The sequence below is a fragment of the Vineibacter terrae genome (assembly GCF_008039615.1).
Taxonomy (GTDB): Bacteria; Pseudomonadota; Alphaproteobacteria; order Reyranellales; family Reyranellaceae; genus Vineibacter; species Vineibacter terrae.
In genome coordinates this window covers 98,998-118,087 of record NZ_VDUZ01000004.1, presented here as the reverse complement: position 1 = coordinate 118,087, position 19,090 = coordinate 98,998, and the positions used below count along the sequence as shown (strand labels likewise).

Below are 19,090 nucleotides of genomic sequence, written 5' to 3'. Positions count from 1 at the left end.
GCGCTGACAGACGCACATTGCGTGCCAGAAGCTGGCAACCGGATATTCCCGCCTCGCGTCGACATCGACCTTACAAGGCCATCATTGCGGGAAGATAACGCGTGCATCGCTGCATGATTGAAACGAGAAACCAGCGCAGACGTTGCAAGCAATATGGAAATACACGGGCCGGCAAGGATGCAGCGAACAGCTGCCGACCGCTCAACTATTCTTGAGGTGCCTGTTGGCATGCCGTCATTTTATTTTCCGCCGTTGTTGAAGCTCCACATCAGGATCATCAATGATTGTCATGCGTTTTCATCTCACTGACCGCCTCAAATAAGCGGTCGGTGCAAGTGTGCGAGAGCCATCGATGCGGCCACCGCCGCCAACGGACACCGTAAAATCACGGACGGCGTAAAACGCCCCGGCGATAATGCTGCGGTGCGTGGGTGTGCTGCCGGGAGATGTCATGGCCAGCGACAGGCGATCCGCGGCAGCGTCGGCGCGGCAGCGTGCGCGCAAGCCACCGCAGACACTGCCGCCCGGCACGCGCGTCGGTGCGTATCTCATCGGCAAGGTCTTTCGGCTGGAGCATATCGGCGTCACCTACCGTGCCCGCGACACGGCGCGCGGCAGCGATGTCGTGGTCCGGGAATACCTGCCGGCCCATCTGGCGGCTCGTCATCACGACCTGATGGTGCTGCCGCGATCGCCGCAGCAGGCTGACGACTTTCTGTGGGGCCGCGACCGCTTCCTGGCCGAAGCCGCAGCGCTCGCAACGCTCGCCCGCACCCCGGGCATCGTCGTGGTCAGCGACCATCTGCATGCGAATGGCACCGCCTACATGGTCATGGCACCGGTGCCGGACAACACGCTGGCCGCGCGGCTGGCGCGCGCGGAGCGCCTGCCGCCTGCGGCAATCGATCGCCTGCTGCCACGCCTGCTCGATGCGCTCGAGCAGGCCCACCACCGAGATGTCCTGCACCTGGACATCAGACCTACCAATATCGCGCTCGATGCGCAGGATCAGCCGATCCTGTTCGACTTCGGCGCCGCCCGCGCGGCGATCACCGAGCGCATGGGATCGGGCGGGCGCATCCAGACGCCGGGCTACGCCGCGATCGAGCAGCTCACCCACGGTCCCGTCGGTCCGGCCACCGACATCCATGGGCTCGCGGCAGTTCTCCACCACTGTGTCACGGGTGCTCCGCCCCAGGCGGCGGACAGGCGCGATGCCGAGCATCTGCCGCCGCTGCATGAGACCATCAAAGGATATCGAGGCAGCCTGCTGGCCGGCATCCAGGCGGGGCTGGCGCGCAGCGCCGCGAGCCGGCCTCAATCCATCGCGGCATGGCGGTCGGTGCTGCTGCCCGACACGGCGATCGCGCCGGCCCCACCGGCCGTCACGGCGACCACCGCCGCGCCGCCCGCCGCTGCGGCATCCACGCATGTCGATCGGCGCGCGCGGCTGCGCGTCGTCGCTGCCAGGCAGCGTGCCGGCTGGCGGAGCCGCTGGAAGGTGGCGCTCGCCGCCACCTTGGCCGTGGCGACGATCCCGGCCGGCGTTGCCGGCTACTATGCGAGCCTTCCCCAGGGGCCGCAGCGCCCCCCGGCCGGCGCTGCCCCGTCAGCCGGGAGCGCCGCCGCCGAGGCGAAGGCCCGGCGCCAGGCCGAGGAAGCATCCCGCCTGGCGGCCGAGACGGCAGCTGCCGCGGCGGCCTATCGCGAGATGGCGCTGGAGGATGCACGTGCCGAAGCACTGGCCCGAGCGCGGGTGGACGCAGCCCACCGGGCCCGGGAACAGCAAGCACAGGCCGAGGCCAGACGCCGCACCGAGGACCAGGCTGCCAAGGCGGCGGCCGAGAAAACCCAGGCAGAGGCAGAGGCACGCAAGAACGCGCCCGCCGTCGAGGCGGCGCTCAAGCTGTCGGATCGCGACAAGCGGCGCGTACAGGTGGCCTTGACGGCGCTGGGCCACGACACCTACGGCAGCGATGGCCTGTTCGGCAGCCGCACGCGCGCCATGATCAGCGCCTGGCAGAAGGCGCGCGGTCAGGTCGACACCGGCTACCTGACCGCGTCGGACGCAGCGCTGCTCTGGCTGCAGGCAGCTCCGGCGCTGGCGCAATACGAGCGGCAGGTCGCGCTCGAGGTGAAGCGCCGCCAGGAGGCGCAGAAGCGCCTGGCCGACACGCCCAACCAATGAAGCCACCTCCCTGCTCCCCGCCTTCGCGGCCTACGGCATTCACACATCTCCACTGTCATCCCGAGCGCCAGCGAGGGATCTCCTGCGAATGGCGCACCGTGCGTCTTTCGCGGGAGATCCCTCGCTGGCGCTCGGGATGACAGTCCTATTTTTCGGATCCCGCAGCCTTCGCGGCAAGCCGATCGCATATGGCGGCTCAGACGTTCGGCCGCAGGCGCAGGAAGGCTTCGCGGTCGGCGGGGCGCTGGATATGCGCCGCAAGCCGCTGCCACAGATCATCGAGGCTTGCCGAGCCGTTCAGCTCGCGGCGCACCAGAAGGTGCGCGATCGGCCCGATATAGCGCGTGAGATGGGCCTGCACGAGGTCGAGGTCGGGCTGGGCGATGGCGGCGCGCGACATCGTGGCCGCGGGCAACCCGGCCGCCGCGCGCAGCCGGCCGTTGGCGCTGGTGCGCAGCAGGTCGCTCACGTCGCGCAGGAAGGCGTCGCGCCGTTCCGCCCTGTCGATGCTGCCGCTCAACGTCTGGCAGAGTTCCTCCAGCGACTGCGTCTTGTCGCTGGCGCGCCGCACCAGGTGCCGGGCGATCGGCCCGATATGAACCGCCAGCCGACGCTCGATCTCGGCGACGAAGAACGCATCGCCGCCGCCGGGCGCGGCGCCGGCAGCCGGCGGGACGGTGGCCTGCTGCGCCGGCGGCGCCACCGGACGGCGCGGCTCGATGCCGCGCATGGCATCGGCCAGCGCCATCGCCATCGCTGCCGCCGAGTCGAAGCGCAGCCAGGCCTCACGAGCCAGCGCCATATCCATGAATGCCGACAAGGCCGGCGACGCGCCGGGCAGGCGCTGCGCCAGCGGCGTCGGGGTGCCGTACAGCAGCTGCTGCGTGGCCTCGTGGTAATTGCGGCCGGAGAACGGCAGCTCGCCCGTCAGCATCTCGTAGAAGACGGCAGCGGTCGAGAACAGGTCGCTGCGCGCATCCACGACGTCGCCGCGGCGCTGCTCGGGCGACATGTAGTTGGGCGTGCCGATCAGCGCCCCGGTCTGGGTCAGCGACGAGCCGCCGATGCGCGAGATGCCGAAATCCGTCACCTTGACGCGCCCGTCGAGGCCGAGCAGGACGTTGGCCGGCTTGATGTCGCGGTGCACGACACCGTGGCCATGGGCGCAGGCCAGCGCATCGAGCATGCGATGGATGATCCCGGCAGCGGCGTCGACCGGCAGGCGCGGGCTGGCCCGCATCGCCTGCGCCAGGTTCTGGCCGTCGACGAACTCCATCGCGATGTAAGGGTTGTCCTCGTGCTGGGCGTAATCGAAGATCCCGACGATATTGGCATGCGCGCAGCGGCCCGCGGCCTTGGCCTCGAGCTGGAAGCGGTCGATGAAATCCTTGCGCTCGCTGCCCTCCAGCAGGTCGACGCGCACCAGCTTCAGCGCCACGCGCCGGTCGATCACCGGGTCATGCGCCCGGTAGATCACGCCCATCGCGCCGCGCCCCAGCGTCGCTTCGATCACGTACCGGCCGATCTTCGCCGGCAAGGAAGGCTGCGCCATCGATCTACGTGCTGCCGAGCAGCCCCATGGCGCTTGCCAGGCTGCGCCGCATGCGGTTGAACGATTCGGTCAGCGAGGCGATCTCGTCGCTGCCTCTGGCTTCGACCTCGGGCGCGTTCATGTTGCCCATGCTGATGTCGTTGGCCGCCGCCGAGATCTGCCGGACCGGCTTCACGATGATGTAGTGCAGCATCACGTTGAGCAGGATGGCGATCACCGCGAACACCGCGACCAGGCCGCCGATATACAGCTTCAGCAGCTCGTCAGCCTGACGGGTCGTCACCGCCAGCGGCACCGACGCGATCTGGGCCCCGACCGTCTCGTTGAGCTTCCAGCCGAAGCCGTTGGCCGGGCCGTACAGGTCGACCATGGTCTGCGGCGCCTCGGCCGCCGTCGTGTGGCAGCTCAGGCAGGCCTGGTTGGCGATGCGCAGCGGCCGCGACAGGGAGAGCACGGCACCGGTCGGCGTGTCGCGCACCGACGCGAACTGGGCCAGCTTCGGGTCGCGGCGGAACTGCTCGATGATGTCGGCCTCCCAGTCGGTGGCGCGGTCGGAGGGATTGGTCGGGTTCAGCGCCGCTTCCTTGTAGCTGTAGTCGGAGAACTGCGACTGCATGCCCCGCCATACGGTCTGGGCCGACCACGACGGCACCGAATGCGGCAGGAAGCGCGTCTTGAGCTGCTCGCGCAGCAGCGGCGCGACCTCGGTGGCGGTATAGCCGCGCACCGCCGCCGCCTGCGCCAGGATCATGCCGGCATCGCGCAGGGCCGCCTGCCGTGCGCCGTCGCGCAGGACCTGGTTGAACATGAAGGCGGCCAGCCCCAGGCCGACCAGAAAGGCGACGCCCATTCCCAGGTTGAACTTCGTCTTCAGCCCCATGACACGAAATCTCCCTTACCGTCGGGACACCAGGAGCGTGGCCTGCTCGGCGGTCAAGCGTCCGGTGGGCTCCGCCATGAGCTGCATCTGATACTTGCGAATGGCCGCCCTGGTTTCAGGACCGAACACGCCATCGACAGGTAACGAATAGTAACCAAGGTTACGCAAGGCCTCCTGGACCCGGCGGCGGTCATCGAGCGTCATCAGGTGCTCTTCCGGCAGGCCCGGGGATGTCGGCGTCGTCGTTGTCGTCGTCGGGGGTGGCGGCGGTGGCGGCGGCTCGACCGTCGTGACCGGTGGTGGTGGTGGTGGCGGCGGTGGCGGTGGTGGCGGCGTCGGGGCCTTGCCGACGACGAGCCCGGACGCCTTCGGCTGGCGCATCGCGATGGTCGCGCTGCCGGAGCCCGCGCCAAGCTGCTCCTGGGCGGCTGCCAGCAACGCGCCGCTGGTCAGGGTGGGCCGCCCCAGCGCCGACACCAGTGCTTCCGACAGGCGCGTGAAGACGGTGGTGGGCGCAGGCTCGATCACCGTGACCGCGGCCAGGCCTTCCAGGGTTATGCCTTCGGCGATGGTGTCGAAGCCGGTCGGGCGCGGGCCGGTCGCCGGCGGCACCAGGTCGAGGGCAACCACCGCCGTGCCGGCGCGGCCGCGCTGCACCGTATCGTAAAGCGACTTGGCCAGGACGCCCTGGGTGAAAAGGTCCGTCGGCCGTTCCAGCGTCGCCGAGACCGGGACGACGAAGGCCCGGTCGTTGAGGCTGGCGCCGCGCGAGCAGACATAGATGAACGCCGTCGCGCCGGGCGACTGGGTCAGGCGGGTGGAGAAGTCGGCCACCGCGCCATCGAAGCCGCCGGTCGTGACATCGTTGCGCTCGATGACGTCGTAGGAAGCGGCCCGCAGCTTCTCGGCGACCGAGCGCGCCGCCGTCGTGCACACCGGCACGGCCGGCAAGGTGGTGTAGGTGGCGTTCGCGATCACCAGCGCCAGCCGCGCCGGCTGGGCCATGGCCGGGGTGGCGCATGCCCATGCCCCCAGGACGGCGGCGGCACCCCACGCCAGGGCCCGTGCCTGGAGCACGTTGCGGATAGGACACGACATCGTCTAAGGAGCTCCCGGCACACCGTCCGTGTGGGAGCAATGTATCCGTTTGTTCGTCCGGCTGCTACTTGCCTCGTGCTCGAGATGAGCCAAAACCTAAGTTTCATAAGGATTGCATTGCACTGCGGCGTGATCCGGTTGCCGCAACTGTCATGGGAACACGGCGCTGTGTGCCTTGCGGCCGGCGCCACCCATGCGCGGGCGGCGCCGGCTCCATCGGTCACTCGGTGCGGTCGTAGGAGAACTGGATGCCGGCGGTGCCGCCGGTCTCGATGAACAGGTTCATGAAGGCCGGCACCGTCTCCTTACGCGACCAGTCGCGCTGCAGCTCGCAGAACAGCTGCGGCACGCTGATCATCCTGCCGCCCGCCTGCTCGATGCGGCGCAGCGCCGCCTCGTGCGCGGCGACCGATGTGCCGCCGACGGCATCGGCCACGACATAGACCTCGTAGCCCTCCGCCAGCGCATCGATCGCCGGGAAGGTCAGGCAGGCCTCGGTCCACAGCGCCGTCATGATCAGCTTCTTGCGGCCGGTCTTCTCGACGGCCTGACGGAACTCGACATCCTCCCAGGAATTGATCGTGGTGCGGTCGTAAGTCGGGATCTTGGCCAGCGCCTTGGCGACCTGCGGGATCGGCGGCTTGTTCAGGCCGGTCTTGACGTTGACCGTCGAGTGCACGATCGGCAGGCCGTAGGCGACGGCCGCCTTGCAGGCGCCGACAATGTTGTTGACCAGGAGCTGGCGGTCCATCGAGGCGATCGAGTTCACCTGGACCGGCTGGTAGTCGATGATGATGAAGGCCGAATTCTGCGGTGTCAGAAGACGATCCTTGACGGGGTCGCGCATGGGCTCGCTGGCCATGGCTGCCTCCTTAGCTCAGTGGTGTGATGGCGACGGGATACGCCTGCAGCGCCGGATCGCGATCGATCGCGTCTGCCGGATCAACCTACGCCAAACCTCGCGACCGACGAGTGCTTTCTATCGAACCATGCGTTTCGGCCCACCGAACGATCGGCGCCGACGTATCCTGCCAAGATCGCATCTCGCTGGGGCGCAGTCGTCATTCCGGCAGGCCGGCCAGGCGCGCGCCCTCCATCAGGTACGCGTGATCAGCCTCGGGATAGAGCCGACGGGGGTCCCGCCGCCACCTCGCAATGGCCGTCGCGTCCAGTTCCAGGAGGCGCCGGATCGCCGCCCGGGCTTCCTCGATCTGTCCGGCACGCGCCAGCGCACTCGCGAGGCAAAGGAATGTCGTGATGTTGCGTGGGTTTTCCCGCGTCGACTTGCGCAGCCATGCCACCGCTTCCGGCACCTGCCCCTGGAACAAATGGCTGACTCCTCGCGCCAGGCTGAATGCGAAGGAAAACGGATCGAACGGGCTCAGGCGCATGGCCCGATCGGCATGAACAATGGCCGTGGCGTAGTCGCCCGCAAAAGTCCGCACGAGCGCGCCCCAGCCGTATGCGAGCGCCCAGTTGGGATTGAGCGCGATCGCCCGGTCGAGCCACGCAATGGCCGTCGCCAGATCGCGATCGAGATGGGCCAGGCCAAGGGCCGCCAGGGTCAGCGCGATCGAATCGTTGGGCGCCAGCTGCACCGCCTGATGCGCGAAGCGCGCACCCTCGGCCGTCTCCCCGGCATCATCCTCCATCCAGCCGTTGATCTTCCGGAAACCGGCCCAGCCCGCAAGGCAGGCATAGGCCTGCGCGTAGCGCGGATCCAGTTCCACGGCCCGGCGCGCCATCCGCATGGCGCGATCGATGGCTTCGCGCGAATAGAGCTGCTGCTCGCCAAGCGCGCGCATCAGCAAGTCGTAGGCTTGCAGGTTTTCGGTGGGCTTGCGATCCGCGCGCCTGATCTCGGCTTGAGTCACCGAAGGCTCGATCGCGCCGGCGACTGCCATGGTCACCCGATCCTGCAGATCGAACACGTCCTCCAGGACGCTGTCGAACCTGTCCACCCAGAGATGGGAGCCCGTCTCGGCCTCGACGAGCTGGCCGCTGATGCGCAGCCGCCGGCCAGCCTTGCGCACGCTGCCCTCAAGCACGTAGCGCACGCCCAGCTCGCGGCCGATCTGGCGGATGTCGATAGCCTTGCCCTTGTAGGCGAAGCTGGAGTTGCGGGCGATCACGAACAGCGAGGAGATGCGCGACAACGCCGCGATGATGTCCTCGGTGATGCCGTCGGCGAAGTATTCCTGCTCGGCATCGCCGCTCATGTTCTGGAACGGCAGCACCGCGATCGACGGCTTGTCCGGCTGCGCCAGTGATGGCTGCGGCGTCGCCGGCGTCGCGCCGCCTGATCTGGTTCTGTAGATCCGCACCGGCCAGGCAATGTTCTTGAGCTGCTGCTCGCCGGCATCCTCGAAGGCGACGTCCAGCTTGCCGCGCACGTCTTCCTGCACATGGCCCGAGACGCAGATGCCACCCGGTGTCGCCAGCGCCTGCAGCCGCGCCGCCACGTTGACGCCGTCGCCGAAGATATCGTCGCCATCGATGATGATGTCGCCGACATTCACGCCGACGCGCAGCTCAATGCGTCGCTCCGCCGGCAGGTCCGCGTTGTGCGTCGCCATGGCCGTCTGCACGTCGACGACGCAGCGCACGGCCTCGACCACGCTGGCGAACTCCAGCAGCAGGCCGTCGCCGGTTGTCTTCACAATCCGGCCACCATGCTCGGCGATCCTGGGGTCGATCAGGTCGTGCCGCAGCGCCTTGAGCGCGGCCAGCGTGCCGCTCTCATCGCGGCCCATGAGGCGGGAGTACCCTGCCACATCGGCTGATACGATCGCCGCCAGTCGTCGCAGCTCGCGGGGCACGTCAGTCCCCCAAATCGCATCCGGTGCTTTTGCACTGTAGGGACGAGACGCATCAGAGGCAATGGTGGTCAATGTCAGCTGCGGGTCAGAAGGCGAGCCGGAAGCCCAGACGGTCGACCAGACGCCGGAACCCGGGCTCGCCGTGCAGGCCGTTGAAGACCGGGTCGATGACCAGGTTCGACCATCCGGGCGCCGAGGGGGAGGCCGCCGATGATCCTGCGCCAGATCGAAGCGTTCCAGGCCGTGATCGAGCAGGGAACCTTCAGCGCGGCGGCCGCCTGCATCAGGGTTTCCCAGCCCACCATCAGCAAGCTGATCCAGAGCCTGGAACGGGCCCTGGGCTACAAGCTGTTCCAGCGCAGCGGCGGCCAGGCCGTGCCGACGCCGCGGGCCCTGGTGCTCTATCACGAGGTGCATCGCGCCTGGCGCGGGATCGACCGGCTGACGTCGGCGGCGCAATCGCCGCTGGCGCCCGCCGCCGGACGGCTGCTGGTCGGCGCCGACCCGGTGCTGTCGCTGGGCTTCGTGCCCAAGCTGCTGGCGCTGCTGACCGCCCAGCGGCCGGGCATCGAGCTCACGCTCGAGGCCGAGAACCACCGCATCCTGGCTGAGGCGCTGTCGGCCGGCGCGGTCGACATCAGCTTCGCGGCCCGCTCGCTGCACGACCTGCACCCGCCGCCGGCCGGCGCCGGCGCGACCATCGCCAGCGGCGAGACCGTCTGCGTCCTGCCCGTCGGCCACCGTTTGTGCAACGCCGAGGTGCTGCGCCCGCAAGACCTCGCCGACGAGGCCTTTATCGGCCTGCTGTCCGGCGCCGACACACGCCGCGGCGTCGACCTGCTGTTCGACCGCGAGCCGCGCCGGCCACGCCTGGTCGCCGAGGCCACCACGGGTCTGGGCGCCTGCATGCTGGCGGCGTCGCGCATCGGCGTCAGCCTGGTGCCGGATCTCGCGGCCGCCGCCGCCCTGCAGGCCGGCGCCGCCATCGTCGCCCGGCCCTTCCGGCCGATCGTGCCCTACACGATCGGCTATGCGCTCTCCAAGGCGGCGCACGAGCAGGCCCTGCCGTCGCTCCTGGCGCACCTGGCGCTGGAGCGCGGCGCTGCCGTCCATGACGCCATCGTGCGCCGCTGGCTGGGCGGCATCGCCTTCACCAGCCCCGACCTGGGCCAGCGCCATGCATCTGCGGCAGATTGAGGCGTTCCAGGCCGTGATCGAGGCCGGCACGTTCAGCCGCGCCGCCGCGCGCCTGCGCGTGTCGCAGCCGACGATCAGCAAGCTGATCGGCGCGCTGGAGCGCACGCTGGGCTATGCGCTGTTCGAGCGCGCGGCCGGGCGCATCGTGCCGACCGCCGCCGCCCTCGTGCTGCATCGCGAGGTCCAGCGCGCCTGGGTCGGCATCGAGCGGCTCACCTCGGTGGCGCAGGCGCTGCGCACCGCCGCGCCGGCACGCCTGGTGATCGGCTGCAGCCCAATGCTGGCGATGGGCTTCGTGCCGCAGCTGCTGGCGCTGTTCCGGGCCGCGCACCTGACGTCGTCGTCATGCTCGACGCCGACAACCTGCGGCCGCTGATCGAGAACTTCCGCAGCGGCGCCATCGACGTGCTGATCCTCACCCAGTCGCCCAGCGCGGCGCGCCCGATCGTCGTCAGCACGCCCTTCGCCACCGGCGAGCTGGCCTGCGTGCTGCCGGCCGGCCACCGCCTGTGCGCCGCCCGCTCCATCCATGCCGACGATCTCGCCGACGAGCCCTTCATCGGCCTCGCCGCCGTGCCCTCGGCGCGCCGCTCGATCGACCGTGCCTTCGAGCGCCGCAGCGGCCGGCCACGGGTCGTGGCCGAGGCCACCTCGGCGCTCAGCGCCTGCATGCTGGCGGCCGAAGGCGTCGGCATCACCATCGTCGGCGACATGACGGCCATGACCGCGATCCAGGCCGGCGCCGGCATCGCCGTGCGCCGCTTCCGGCCGGTGGTGCCCTACACCATCGACCATGCGCTGGCGCGACCGGCCGACGAGGCGCCGCTGGGCGACGCCTTCTGCCGGCTGGCGCGCAAGCATGGCCCGGCCATCCATGCCGGCCTGTTGCGGCACCCGGCAAGCGCGCGCGATGCTGCGGCCGCCAGCGCAGGGCGGGATCCTTCCAGCAAGGCACGCCGTGCGCCCCTGCTGAAAAATCCCGCGCTGCGTTCAGGATGACGGCCGCAAGCGCAATCGACGGAGCCTGCCATGTCCCTCACGCTGCATTGCCACCCGCTGGCGGCCTTCGCCCAGAAGGTGCTGATCGCCCTCTACGAGAACGGCACGCCGTTCAGGCCGCACATCGTCGACCTCGGCGATCCGGCGGCCAACGCGGCCTTCAAGCGGCTATGGCCGATCGGCAAGATGCCGGTGCTGCGCGACGATGCGCGCGACCGCACCGTCCCCGAGTCGAGCATCATCATCGAGTACCTGGCGCAGCACTATCCGGGCGCCACGGCGCTGCTGCCGGCCGATCCGGACCTCGCCCTCGCGACGCGCCTGCGCGATCGCTTCTATGACCACTATGTCGCGTATCCGATGCAGCGCATCGTCGCCAACCGGCTGCGTCCATCCGACGGCCGCGACCCGATCGGCGTCGCCGAGGCCCAGGCCCAGCTGCGCACCGCTTACGACGTGATCGACCAGCAGACGGCCGACACCACCTGGGCGATGGGCGACATGTTCACCATGGCCGACTGTGCCGCCCTGCCGGCCCTGTACTATGCCAACGAGGTGCTGCCGTTCCGCAGCAGCCACCGGCACGCCGCTTCCTATCTCGACCGCCTGACGCAGCGCCCGGCGGTGGCGCGGGTCCTCGCCGAGGCCGAGCCCTACCGGCACCTGTTCCCGCGATAGCGCTGGACGACGGCCGGCGCCGCCCTCACCGCTCGCCAAGCCGCAGCCGGGCCGGATCGAACGGAGGCAGCCGGGCGGGATCGAAGGGCCTCAGGTCCACGGCGACCGCGGCGCCTGTTGTGATCAGATCGGCCATCGCCTCGCCGGTGGCCGGGGCGTTGAGGATGCCCCAGATGCTGTGCCCGGTCGCGACATAGGCATTGGCGATGCCCGGCACGCGGCCGATCAGCGGCAGCCCGTCGCGCGTCACCGGACGGTAGCACGCCTGGCGGGCCCGGATCGGCGCCTGCCCCAGCACCGGCGACAGCCGTCCGCAAATCGCTTCCAGGCGCTCGATCGCGCCGGCATCGGGCGCGACGTCGGCGGGGTCGAGCGGCAGCGGCGCCTCGCTGGAGATGGCGCAGACATAGGTGGTGCCGTCGGCGCGCGGGAACAGCTCGGGCGTGAGCGCCGTGCCGTCGGCCTCCTGCAGATCGAGGAACAGCGCCTGCGCCGGCACCTGCGCGCCGGTTTCGAACACCAGGCTATGGCCCTTCAGCCCGAAGACGGCGGGCAGCGTCAGCCATTGCGTGGCCAGGATCGACCACGGCCCCAGGGCGATCACGACCGCGTCGCCCGAAACCGGGGTGTCGTCAACCATCACGCCATCCAGGCGCGCGGCCTGCGCGCCGCGCAGCAGGCCGGTGACCTGCCCCCGGCGCAGCGTGGCGCCATGCGCTTCGGCCGCGCGCATCAGGGCGGCCGTGAACGCGCCGGGATCGACCTGGGCCGTGGTCTGCGCCGAGCCCAGGCGATGCGTCACCTGCACATCCGCCGACAGCCATCCCATCACGCCGTCCCGGCGCGCGGCGGGCGCACCGCCAGCCGCTTCGGCGAGGCCGCCATAGGTGGCCAGCCGCCGGTATCCCACGCGTCGTCGACCGTCCGCGCCAACTCGGCATGCAGCGCGAAGCTGCGCCGCGCCAAGGGGGCCAGCGGCGTGCCGTCACACCAGTCGAGCGCCAGAAAGCCGCCGGACTTGCCCGACGCCGCGCACGCCAGGCCGGTCCGCTCGATCACGATCGCCTCGACGCCGCGACGGCTCAGAAAGTAGGCGGTTGCGGCGCCGACGACGCCGCCACCACAGATCAGAACGCGCATGACTTCCATTTCTACTTCAAGATCAGCTGACCCAGGATGATAGCAACGGCCGTGAAATCCACGGAACAACGCCTGGAAATACGGCCAGCGCGATCGTCATCACAACATGGCGATCCTGTCACGGTCACAAGAAATGATGCCGCCGGGACTCGTCACAATATCCCAACCGAGGTATTCTACTGGCCATATGGGCTCGACGGTTTGGCGGGTTGGTCGTGGGGACGATCCGCTCCGGGATGGCCGGCCTGGGCCTGCGACGTGCGTGACGATTCAGCTTGCGTGGTTTCACGCCGGAGGGGTGGCGTGCCTGATGATGCTTCGCTTGCGGCAGCGGCTGGCCATGCCACCGTTGAGCCGCGGCCCGATGCGTTGAAGTCGGGCACGCGCATCTGGATCTACAGGATCGGCAAGGTCCTCGGGCAGGATGCGTTCAGCATCACCTATGCCGCGCGCGATACCGTGGCCGAGCGCGATGTCACCGTCACGGAATACCTGCCGATCGAAGCCGCGATGCGCACGTCCGACCTGACGGTGGTGGCGCGCTCGACGCGATGGATGGACGATTTCCGCTGGGGCCGGGATTTCTTCCTCGCCGAGGCCCGGTCCCTGGCCGGGCTTGCCGGCACTGCCGGCATCGCCCATGTCCATGATTGCCTGGAAGCCAACGGCACGGCCTATCGCGTGATCGCCCGACTGCGCGGCGAGAGCCTCGCGACACGGCTGGCGCGACAGGGCACGCTGCCGCCGAAGGCGATCGACCGCCTGCTCCCGCCGCTGCTGGGCGCCATCGAGAAGATGCACGAGCGCGGCCTGCTGCATCTCGATATCCAGCCTTCGAACATCATGCTCGACGTCGAGGGACGGCCGACCTTGACCGGCTTCGGGGCGACGCAGGCTGCGCTGGCGGCACGCCGGGGCGCGCCCACCATGCTTCAAGGCACTCGCTACGCTGCCGTCGAGCAGTTCTCGGATGGGCAGACCGGCGCATTCACCGATATTTATGGCCTGGCGGCGACGCTCTATCACTGCGTCACCGGCAAGGCGCCGGTGCCCGCCATCAAGCGGCTGGCGGAGCAGCTGGCGCCGGCGACGCAGCGGGCCGCCGGCCGCTATGCGCATGGCCTGCTGAACGGCATCGATACCGGCCTGGCGTTCCGGTCGACGGACCGGCCGGCCTCGATCGCGGCATGGCGCCCTGCCTTCGATGCGCGCCAGCCGGCCGGCGATGCGGACATGGCGGCGTCCGGGCTGCTCGCGGCGGTGAGGCCGGCACCGCAGCCCGCCCCTTCGGCAGCGGCGCCAGCCGAGGCCGCGGCCGAGCCCGCCGCAGCGCCGAGCCCGGCACGTCATCGGCGCTCCCGCTCCCACGTGTCGCGCCTGGTCGCGCGCACGCGGCGTGACCCGGCCCCGGCGGCCTTCGCCGGCATGATGCTGCTGGCCATGGCGATCGGCCTTGCCGGCGGCTACGTGCTGCGGCCGATGCAGGATCGCGCCGAAGCGGCTCGCAAGAGCCAGATCGACCGTGTCCGGGCCGAGACGCAGGCGCGGCGCCAGCAGCAGGACATGGCGGTCGTGCGCCGCGCGGCCGAGAGCGAGGCGCGCGCTGACGCGGAAATCTCGCTTCTGGTCCGCGCCGCAACGGTGGAAGCGCAAGAGGCGGCAGCCAGGCGCGCCGCCGAAGAGGCTCGCCTGGTCGATGACGCGAAAGCACGCGTCGACGCGGAGCAGGCACAGTCGGCGGCCTCCGACCGGCGCCAGGCCGAGCTGGCCGAAAGCAGCCTCGGCCTGACGGCCCGCGACCGCGGCCGCACGCAGGTGGCGCTGACGGCGCTCGGCTTCGACACCCAGGGCATCGACGAGGCGTTCGGCCCGCGCACCCGGCAGATGATCGCGTTGTGGCAGAAGCGGCAGGGCGCGCCCGATACCGGCTTCCTGACGGCCGCGCAGTACGCCCTGCTGCAGCGCCAGGCGACGGCGGCGCTGGCCGCGTATGATGCCGAGGAGGCCGCCACGCGCAAGCCGCGCCGGGCCGAGCTCGCCGACACGCCCAACTCGGCCCGGCCCGCAGACGTCAGGCCGCAGCAGCAGTGACCCGCGGCCGTCAGGCGTCCGGCACATCCTGCGGCGAGGCCCCGGGCGGCCGCGCGATGGGCAGCCGCCAGCCGTGCCGGATCGCCATGAGGCGCAGGCCGAAGCACAGGCCGGCGCCCAGCCCCAGGGTCAGGGGCAGCGGCACCTGCAGCAGGCTGCCGGCCACGACCACCGCCGCGCCCGCCAGCGCTGCCAGCGCGTAGAGCTCGGCACGCAGCACCAGCGGCACTTCGGCCAGCAGCAGGTCGCGCGCGATGCCGCCGCCGATCCCCGTCAGCATGCCCAGAACTGCCGCCATCACCGGCTCGAGGCCGAAAGCCAGCGCCTTGTGGGCACCGGCGACGGCGAACAGCGCCAGGCCGGCGGCATCGAACACCCGCACCGGATTGCGCAGCCGCTCGATCAGCGCCGCCCGGTAGAAGGTGATCAGCCCGGCGGCCGTCGCCGCCGCCAGATAGCGCCAGTCGCTGACCGCAGCGGGCGGCACGGCGCCGATCAGCAGGTCACGCACGACGCCACCCGAATTGGCCGCCGCGAAGGACAGCACCAGCACACCGAACAGGTCGAGCCGGCGCCGCACGCCCGCCGTCGCGCCGCTGAGCGCGAACACGAAGGTGCCGATCAGGTCCAGCACCAGCAGCAACACCTCCATGACGAACTCCCACGCCCGCGAGCCACGGCGGCCACTCTACCGGCACCGGCCCACAGGCGCGACGGCGCGCCTGCCGGTCCACCGTCATCCCGAAAGTGTGTGACTTAATCCTTCCCCCGGAGGGGGAAGGTGCCCCGAAGGGGCGGAAGGGGGATGCTCGAGCGAATTCGATGGTCCTGAGCGACATCGAATCCGTTCAAACATCCCCCTTCCGGCGCTTCGCGCCACCTTCCCCCTCCGGGGGAAGATCAAGATCACAAACGCTCGGGATGACGGGCGTGACTGACGCTATTTCAGCGGCGCCCGCGCTCCGAGCGCGTGGCTCACCGCGGACCGGTGTCCACCCCTGCCCGCGCGAACGCATCACGCAACGCGCTGCGATAGCGCGCGCGCCACTGCACGTCGGCCAGGATCTCGCTCAGCGTCGGGCGCCATTTGTGCGCCGCGCGCCGGTTCTGCAGGGCGCGCAGCACGCAATCAGCAGGATAGCGGATCAGCGCCTCGACGATCGTGTCGATCGCCAGCTCGTCGTCGATGCCGTGGCCGGGGCGACCAGCAGTGACCGCAACGGTGCGGGCCCATTCCTCGATGATCCGGCGCTCCGCGTCGCGATCGCTGCTGGCCGGCCGGCATAACGGCTCGACCTCGCGCCAAGCCTGCGCCAGCGTCAGAGCATCGCCGGCCGGCAGCACGATGCGCGCGATGTCGCCGTCGTACTGGCCGTCGGCGAAAGCGCTATGCAAGACCACGGCGGGCGATGACCCGAGCCGCCGCGCCAGCAATGCCTGCAGCGCCTGGCGTGCCTCCCGCTCGGTGCGCGCCTGCCGTGCCGCTGCCGCCAGCGAGCACGCGGCAGCGATTGCGGAAGGTCGCGGGCCAGTCGAGCTTGCGGCCGCGGGCCCCGAGCACGGCGTGCCAGTAGTCGCGGAACTCGGCGGCGATGCGGTCGGCGTCAAGTCCGAGCCGGGCCGCGAAGGCCTGCTCTGCGGCGGCGGGTCGCCAGTCGGGCGCGAGCCGCGTGCCGCGGCTGGCGCTGGCGCTGGCGCTGGTGTTGATGCTGGTCTGGGCATCGTCCGGCTCCGGCAGCTTCGTGGCATCGGTGGCAGCGGCATCGTGTGGCGACCGCATCGTTGCGGGCGCTGTCGAGTCTTCTTCCCGGTCTCGTCTCGTCCCGTCCCGTAACGGCGCGTCCCGCGGGACAGGCGCGGCCGTCCCACGGGACTCCGCTGCGTGTCCCACGGGACCGTCATGCGCCGGCGCCACCTTCGCGAGAGACGCGCGCTGGCGCTGCTTGCGTTCGCGCCAGCGCAGGCGCCGGTCGACCGCGACGGGGATCACCTGGGCGCACAGATAGCTGTGATACCAGTGTCCGTCGGCGCAGCGCACAAAGCCGTGCATGGCCGCGTCCTTCACCTCGGGCCAGCGCTCGAGCGGGCATTTCGCGAGGTCGGCCAGGGCATCGTCGTCATCCGGCAGCGAGCCCGCCGGCTTGCCCCAGAACGCCGCCATCCAGAGGTTGACGAGGTAGAAGCCCAGCTCCGGCCGCCGCCGCGCCTGCCGCCAGGCATTGGAGCGCAGCAGGTCGGCGATCATCAGCGGCATGTAGCCCAGCGCCGAGAGATCGACCGTGCCAGCCACCGGCGGCGCCGGCAGATCAGCGGTCATGGGCCGACCGCATACGAAGCCGATGCCGTATCCTCGCCGCGGCCGGGCGATGGCCGGCACGCGTCGTGGCGCCGGGCCGCGCCGGGCGCCTCGCGGACATGGCGTGCCACCAGCGACTGGCGCCCCAGCCGCCGCAGCAGGTCCCATGCCGTGCGCGGCACGGCCAGCGGCCGCTGCTCCGCCGTGATGATGCCGAGCGCCAGCGCGCGCACGAGCGTTTCGGCCCGCTCGCGGCGCCCCTCATGCGTGTTCTCGAGCGCGCCACGAATGACGCGGCACAGCGCCGCCGGTGCGATCGTCTCGATGGGCTCGCCGAACCGCGTCACCGTGGCGCCGTACAGGTGCACGTAGCTGGCGATGTTCTGGCGCGCGGCGCGCATCGGCAGCAGCGTCGGCACGGGACCGAAGATGGCCCGGGCCGTCCGCTGATCCGATTCCTGGACTGCAATCTGTGAACTGCCCGCCGCGTCGTCGTTCATGCCGCCGTCAGCTGCTTGTCTCGATCTGATGACATACATTCGCGGGCTCCCTCGCCGTCCAGCTCGTTGCCGCAGCGCGGGCAGGCCGCCAGGAGCAGGCGCGCCGGAGGCTCGCCGCCGCGGCGCATCAGCTCGCGCACGATCGCGTCGATGCTCACCGCGCGCAGCCAGCCGGCCGCCACGTCGTCGGGCAGGCGCAGGATCTCGATGCAGCGCGAGCGCCGCCGGAAACGGCGCCGTAGATACCCGCGCTCCTCGAGCAGGCCGACCATGGCGTGCACATTGCCGCGTGCCCGGGTGCCGATCGCCGCCATCATCTCGCTGTTGGTCGGGCAGACCCCGGTGTCCCGCAGGTGATCGGCAATGAACACGAGCAGACGGTGCTGTTGGGGGGTGAGGCTCATGGATTCGCCTTATCCCGTAAAAGAGAACAAAAGTAAAACAAATTATTCTCAATTTTAGAAGTGACATTTCTCCTTTTGTGGATAATTATAGAGCATGGCAAAAGAGATCCAACGACGGGGCAGGAAGCGCGACCCCGGCCGCCCGGTCAGCGAGCTGGCCCGGCTGCGATTGGCGCGCGGCATGACGCTCGATCAGGTCGGGATCGCCGTTGGCACCGCACGATCGAATGTCCACAAATACGAGAACCGTCCGGAGCTGCTGCGCTGGCGCTGGGCGGAACGCTTCGCGGCGGTCTTCGATGTCGACCCGATGACCCTGATGGTCGGCGGCGGCCAGTCGATACCGGTGGTGGGCTATGTCGGCGCCGGCGCCGAAGTGGAGCTGGTGGACTCTTACGCAAAAGGTGGCGGCCTCTCGGAGGCGCCATGCCCGCCGGGCACCCATCCGAAAAAGACGGTTGCCGTCATCGTGCGCGGCGACAGCCAGGCGCCGATGATCACCGACGGCTGGATCATCTTCTACAGCCGCGACCCCGAGCCCGACCTCGCCGCCATCGTGGGCAAGCTCTGTGTCGTGAAGATCGCCGACGGCCCGGTGATGCTGAAGCAGGTCAAGCGCGGCTACTCGCCGGGCAAGTTCAATCTGCTGTCCTCCAACGCGCCGATGATCGAGGACGTCGCCCTGGAATGGGCCGCCCCGACGCTGGCGATGCTGCCGGGGGAATAGGCGCGATTAAGCATGGAATGCGGGCCCCCGCTCATCCAATGCCGAGTCTGTGCATCAGCTCCAGGACAACTCCTCAGGCAGCTGGAATTTTTCCGCATCTGAGATGCGCGATAATTCCATGCGACGCCGCCTAAGACACCGAATCTGCTAGCATAATCATGGTGACGATGGCTCCGGGACGAGCCGTGTCGCGATCGCCATGCTGCGCTTGAGCGTCCCGGTCACCGGTGTCTTCTCGCAGATGTCGGCAAGGCGGCCCAGCTGCTGCTCGTCCAGCGTCGATTGGACCCGCACCTCGCGTTCGATCCGCTCGGTGCCGTCGGCCTCGCGCACGAAGCGGGCGTCGATCTCGATCCGCCCCAGCGCCCATGCCTTGCGGGCCACGTAGAGCCGCAGGGTGAGCGCCGTGCAGGCCGCCAGGCTGGCCAGCAGCAGCTCGTAGGGCGCCGCCCGCTGTCGGTGCCGCCGGCATCGGTCGGCTCGTCGGCCGTGAGCCTGTGGGTGCGCGCCCGGATGCGCTG

At 70.0% G+C, this 19,090-nt stretch carries 18 protein-coding genes and 2 pseudogenes; 8 read left to right on the top strand and 12 right to left on the bottom strand.

Features of this window, described 5'->3' with window-relative positions; genetic code table 11:
- Positions 1 to 451: 451 nt before the first annotated feature.
- On the top strand, positions 452 to 2,188 hold the full coding sequence (locus FHP25_RS04920; RefSeq protein ID WP_178133304.1) for a protein kinase domain-containing protein: 1,737 nt from the start codon (positions 452 to 454) through the stop codon (positions 2,186 to 2,188).
- Positions 2,189 to 2,384: 196 nt separating this feature from the next.
- Here the strand turns inward: FHP25_RS04920 and FHP25_RS04915 are convergent, their stop codons facing one another.
- From FHP25_RS04915 to FHP25_RS04895, 5 genes are all read right to left on the bottom strand, one after another.
- Complete coding sequence (locus tag FHP25_RS04915; RefSeq protein ID WP_147845787.1) at positions 2,385 to 3,740, bottom strand: serine/threonine-protein kinase; 1,356 nt, start codon at positions 3,738 to 3,740, stop codon at positions 2,385 to 2,387.
- Between the two features lie 4 nt (positions 3,741 to 3,744).
- Positions 3,745 to 4,620 (bottom strand): Tll0287-like domain-containing protein, encoded by an 876-nt coding sequence (locus FHP25_RS04910; protein WP_147845786.1) that lies wholly within the window; start codon positions 4,618 to 4,620, stop codon positions 3,745 to 3,747.
- A 15-nt stretch (positions 4,621 to 4,635) separates the two neighbouring features.
- Positions 4,636 to 5,718 (bottom strand): peptidoglycan-binding protein, encoded by a 1,083-nt coding sequence (locus FHP25_RS04905; protein WP_147845785.1) that lies wholly within the window; start codon positions 5,716 to 5,718, stop codon positions 4,636 to 4,638.
- A 220-nt stretch (positions 5,719 to 5,938) separates the two neighbouring features.
- The gene (locus tag FHP25_RS04900; protein ID WP_147845784.1) at positions 5,939 to 6,580 is read right to left on the bottom strand and encodes a hydrolase; all 642 of its coding nucleotides are present in this window, start codon (positions 6,578 to 6,580) and stop codon (positions 5,939 to 5,941) included.
- Between the two features lie 199 nt (positions 6,581 to 6,779).
- Complete coding sequence (locus FHP25_RS04895) at positions 6,780 to 8,537, bottom strand: adenylate/guanylate cyclase domain-containing protein (protein ID WP_178133303.1); 1,758 nt, start codon at positions 8,535 to 8,537, stop codon at positions 6,780 to 6,782.
- Positions 8,538 to 8,747: 210 nt separating this feature from the next.
- Here FHP25_RS04895 and FHP25_RS42565 point away from each other — a divergent pair.
- From FHP25_RS42565 to FHP25_RS04875, 5 genes and pseudogenes are all read left to right on the top strand, one after another.
- Positions 8,748 to 8,870, top strand: a pseudogene (locus FHP25_RS42565) (LysR family transcriptional regulator); the annotation flags it as partial.
- 42 nt (positions 8,871 to 8,912) lie between these two features.
- Entirely contained in the window at positions 8,913 to 9,734 is an 822-nt protein-coding gene (locus FHP25_RS04890) for a LysR substrate-binding domain-containing protein (protein ID WP_231712206.1), read from the top strand.
- Entirely contained in the window at positions 9,715 to 10,110 is a 396-nt protein-coding gene (locus tag FHP25_RS04885) for a LysR family transcriptional regulator (RefSeq protein WP_178133302.1), read from the top strand. The genes FHP25_RS04890 and FHP25_RS04885 overlap by 20 nt, the downstream gene beginning before the upstream one ends.
- Positions 10,080 to 10,733: a LysR substrate-binding domain-containing protein gene (locus tag FHP25_RS04880; RefSeq protein WP_147845780.1), complete on the top strand. Its 654-nt coding sequence runs from the start codon at positions 10,080 to 10,082 to the stop codon at positions 10,731 to 10,733. Before FHP25_RS04885 ends, FHP25_RS04880 begins: the two co-directional genes overlap by 31 nt.
- A gap of 30 nt (positions 10,734 to 10,763) precedes the next feature.
- Positions 10,764 to 11,411: a glutathione S-transferase family protein gene (locus FHP25_RS04875; protein ID WP_147845779.1), complete on the top strand. Its 648-nt coding sequence runs from the start codon at positions 10,764 to 10,766 to the stop codon at positions 11,409 to 11,411.
- 25 nt (positions 11,412 to 11,436) lie between these two features.
- Here the strand turns inward: FHP25_RS04875 and FHP25_RS04870 are convergent.
- A pseudogene (locus FHP25_RS04870) lies at positions 11,437 to 12,551 on the bottom strand (NAD(P)/FAD-dependent oxidoreductase).
- Between the two features lie 303 nt (positions 12,552 to 12,854).
- Between FHP25_RS04870 and FHP25_RS04865 the strand changes: the two are divergent.
- Entirely contained in the window at positions 12,855 to 14,642 is a 1,788-nt protein-coding gene (locus FHP25_RS04865; protein WP_178133301.1) for a serine/threonine-protein kinase, read from the top strand.
- A gap of 10 nt (positions 14,643 to 14,652) precedes the next feature.
- Here FHP25_RS04865 and FHP25_RS04860 read toward each other — a convergent pair whose 3' ends face one another.
- The 5 genes from FHP25_RS04860 to FHP25_RS04845 form a co-directional block, all read right to left on the bottom strand.
- Positions 14,653 to 15,294, bottom strand: a complete 642-nt coding sequence (locus tag FHP25_RS04860) for a trimeric intracellular cation channel family protein (RefSeq protein WP_147845777.1) — start codon at positions 15,292 to 15,294, stop codon at positions 14,653 to 14,655.
- A gap of 323 nt (positions 15,295 to 15,617) precedes the next feature.
- Positions 15,618 to 16,043 carry a hypothetical protein gene (locus FHP25_RS04855; protein ID WP_147845776.1) on the bottom strand — a complete coding sequence of 142 codons (426 nt, stop codon included), beginning with the start codon at positions 16,041 to 16,043 and terminating at the stop codon, positions 15,618 to 15,620.
- Positions 16,030 to 16,959, bottom strand: a complete 930-nt coding sequence (locus FHP25_RS04850; protein WP_178133300.1) for a DUF1376 domain-containing protein — start codon at positions 16,957 to 16,959, stop codon at positions 16,030 to 16,032. The genes FHP25_RS04855 and FHP25_RS04850 overlap by 14 nt, the downstream gene beginning before the upstream one ends.
- Entirely contained in the window at positions 16,956 to 17,438 is a 483-nt protein-coding gene (locus FHP25_RS40660) for a hypothetical protein (RefSeq protein WP_178133299.1), read from the bottom strand. Before FHP25_RS40660 ends, FHP25_RS04850 begins: the two co-directional genes overlap by 4 nt.
- Complete coding sequence (locus FHP25_RS04845) at positions 17,435 to 17,842, bottom strand: LexA family protein (RefSeq protein ID WP_147845774.1); 408 nt, start codon at positions 17,840 to 17,842, stop codon at positions 17,435 to 17,437. The genes FHP25_RS40660 and FHP25_RS04845 overlap by 4 nt, the downstream gene beginning before the upstream one ends.
- Before the next feature lie 94 nt (positions 17,843 to 17,936).
- Here FHP25_RS04845 and FHP25_RS04840 point away from each other — a divergent pair, with 94 nt between their 5' ends.
- On the top strand, positions 17,937 to 18,569 hold the full coding sequence (locus tag FHP25_RS04840) for a helix-turn-helix domain-containing protein (protein WP_147845773.1): 633 nt from the start codon (positions 17,937 to 17,939) through the stop codon (positions 18,567 to 18,569).
- Positions 18,570 to 18,725: 156 nt separating this feature from the next.
- Here the strand turns inward: FHP25_RS04840 and FHP25_RS04835 are convergent, their stop codons facing one another.
- Positions 18,726 to 18,965, bottom strand: a complete 240-nt coding sequence (locus FHP25_RS04835) for a hypothetical protein (protein WP_231712210.1) — start codon at positions 18,963 to 18,965, stop codon at positions 18,726 to 18,728.
- Between the last annotated feature and the right edge of the window lie 125 nt (positions 18,966 to 19,090).

What these genes read in the sequence shown, in the direction of transcription:
- FHP25_RS04915 (WP_147845787.1), bottom strand. Translation starts at nt 3,740, where the DNA reads ATGGCGCAGCCTTCCTTGCCGGCGAAGATCGGCCGGTACGTGATCGAA.
- FHP25_RS04885 (WP_178133302.1), top strand. Translation starts at nt 9,715, where the DNA reads ATGCATCTGCGGCAGATTGAGGCGTTCCAGGCCGTGATCGAGGCCGGC.
- FHP25_RS04905 (WP_147845785.1), bottom strand. Translation starts at nt 5,718, where the DNA reads ATGTCGTGTCCTATCCGCAACGTGCTCCAGGCACGGGCCCTGGCGTGG.
- FHP25_RS04860 (WP_147845777.1), bottom strand. Translation starts at nt 15,294, where the DNA reads ATGGAGGTGTTGCTGCTGGTGCTGGACCTGATCGGCACCTTCGTGTTC.
- FHP25_RS04920 (WP_178133304.1), top strand. Translation starts at nt 452, where the DNA reads ATGGCCAGCGACAGGCGATCCGCGGCAGCGTCGGCGCGGCAGCGTGCG.
- FHP25_RS04875 (WP_147845779.1), top strand. Translation starts at nt 10,764, where the DNA reads ATGTCCCTCACGCTGCATTGCCACCCGCTGGCGGCCTTCGCCCAGAAG.
- FHP25_RS04910 (WP_147845786.1), bottom strand. Translation starts at nt 4,620, where the DNA reads ATGGGGCTGAAGACGAAGTTCAACCTGGGAATGGGCGTCGCCTTTCTG.
- FHP25_RS04900 (WP_147845784.1), bottom strand. Translation starts at nt 6,580, where the DNA reads ATGGCCAGCGAGCCCATGCGCGACCCCGTCAAGGATCGTCTTCTGACA.
- FHP25_RS04845 (WP_147845774.1), bottom strand. Translation starts at nt 17,842, where the DNA reads ATGAGCCTCACCCCCCAACAGCACCGTCTGCTCGTGTTCATTGCCGAT.
- FHP25_RS40660 (WP_178133299.1), bottom strand. Translation starts at nt 17,438, where the DNA reads ATGAACGACGACGCGGCGGGCAGTTCACAGATTGCAGTCCAGGAATCG.
- FHP25_RS04880 (WP_147845780.1), top strand. Translation starts at nt 10,080, where the DNA reads ATGCTCGACGCCGACAACCTGCGGCCGCTGATCGAGAACTTCCGCAGC.
- FHP25_RS04850 (WP_178133300.1), bottom strand. Translation starts at nt 16,959, where the DNA reads ATGACCGCTGATCTGCCGGCGCCGCCGGTGGCTGGCACGGTCGATCTC.
- FHP25_RS04840 (WP_147845773.1), top strand. Translation starts at nt 17,937, where the DNA reads ATGGCAAAAGAGATCCAACGACGGGGCAGGAAGCGCGACCCCGGCCGC.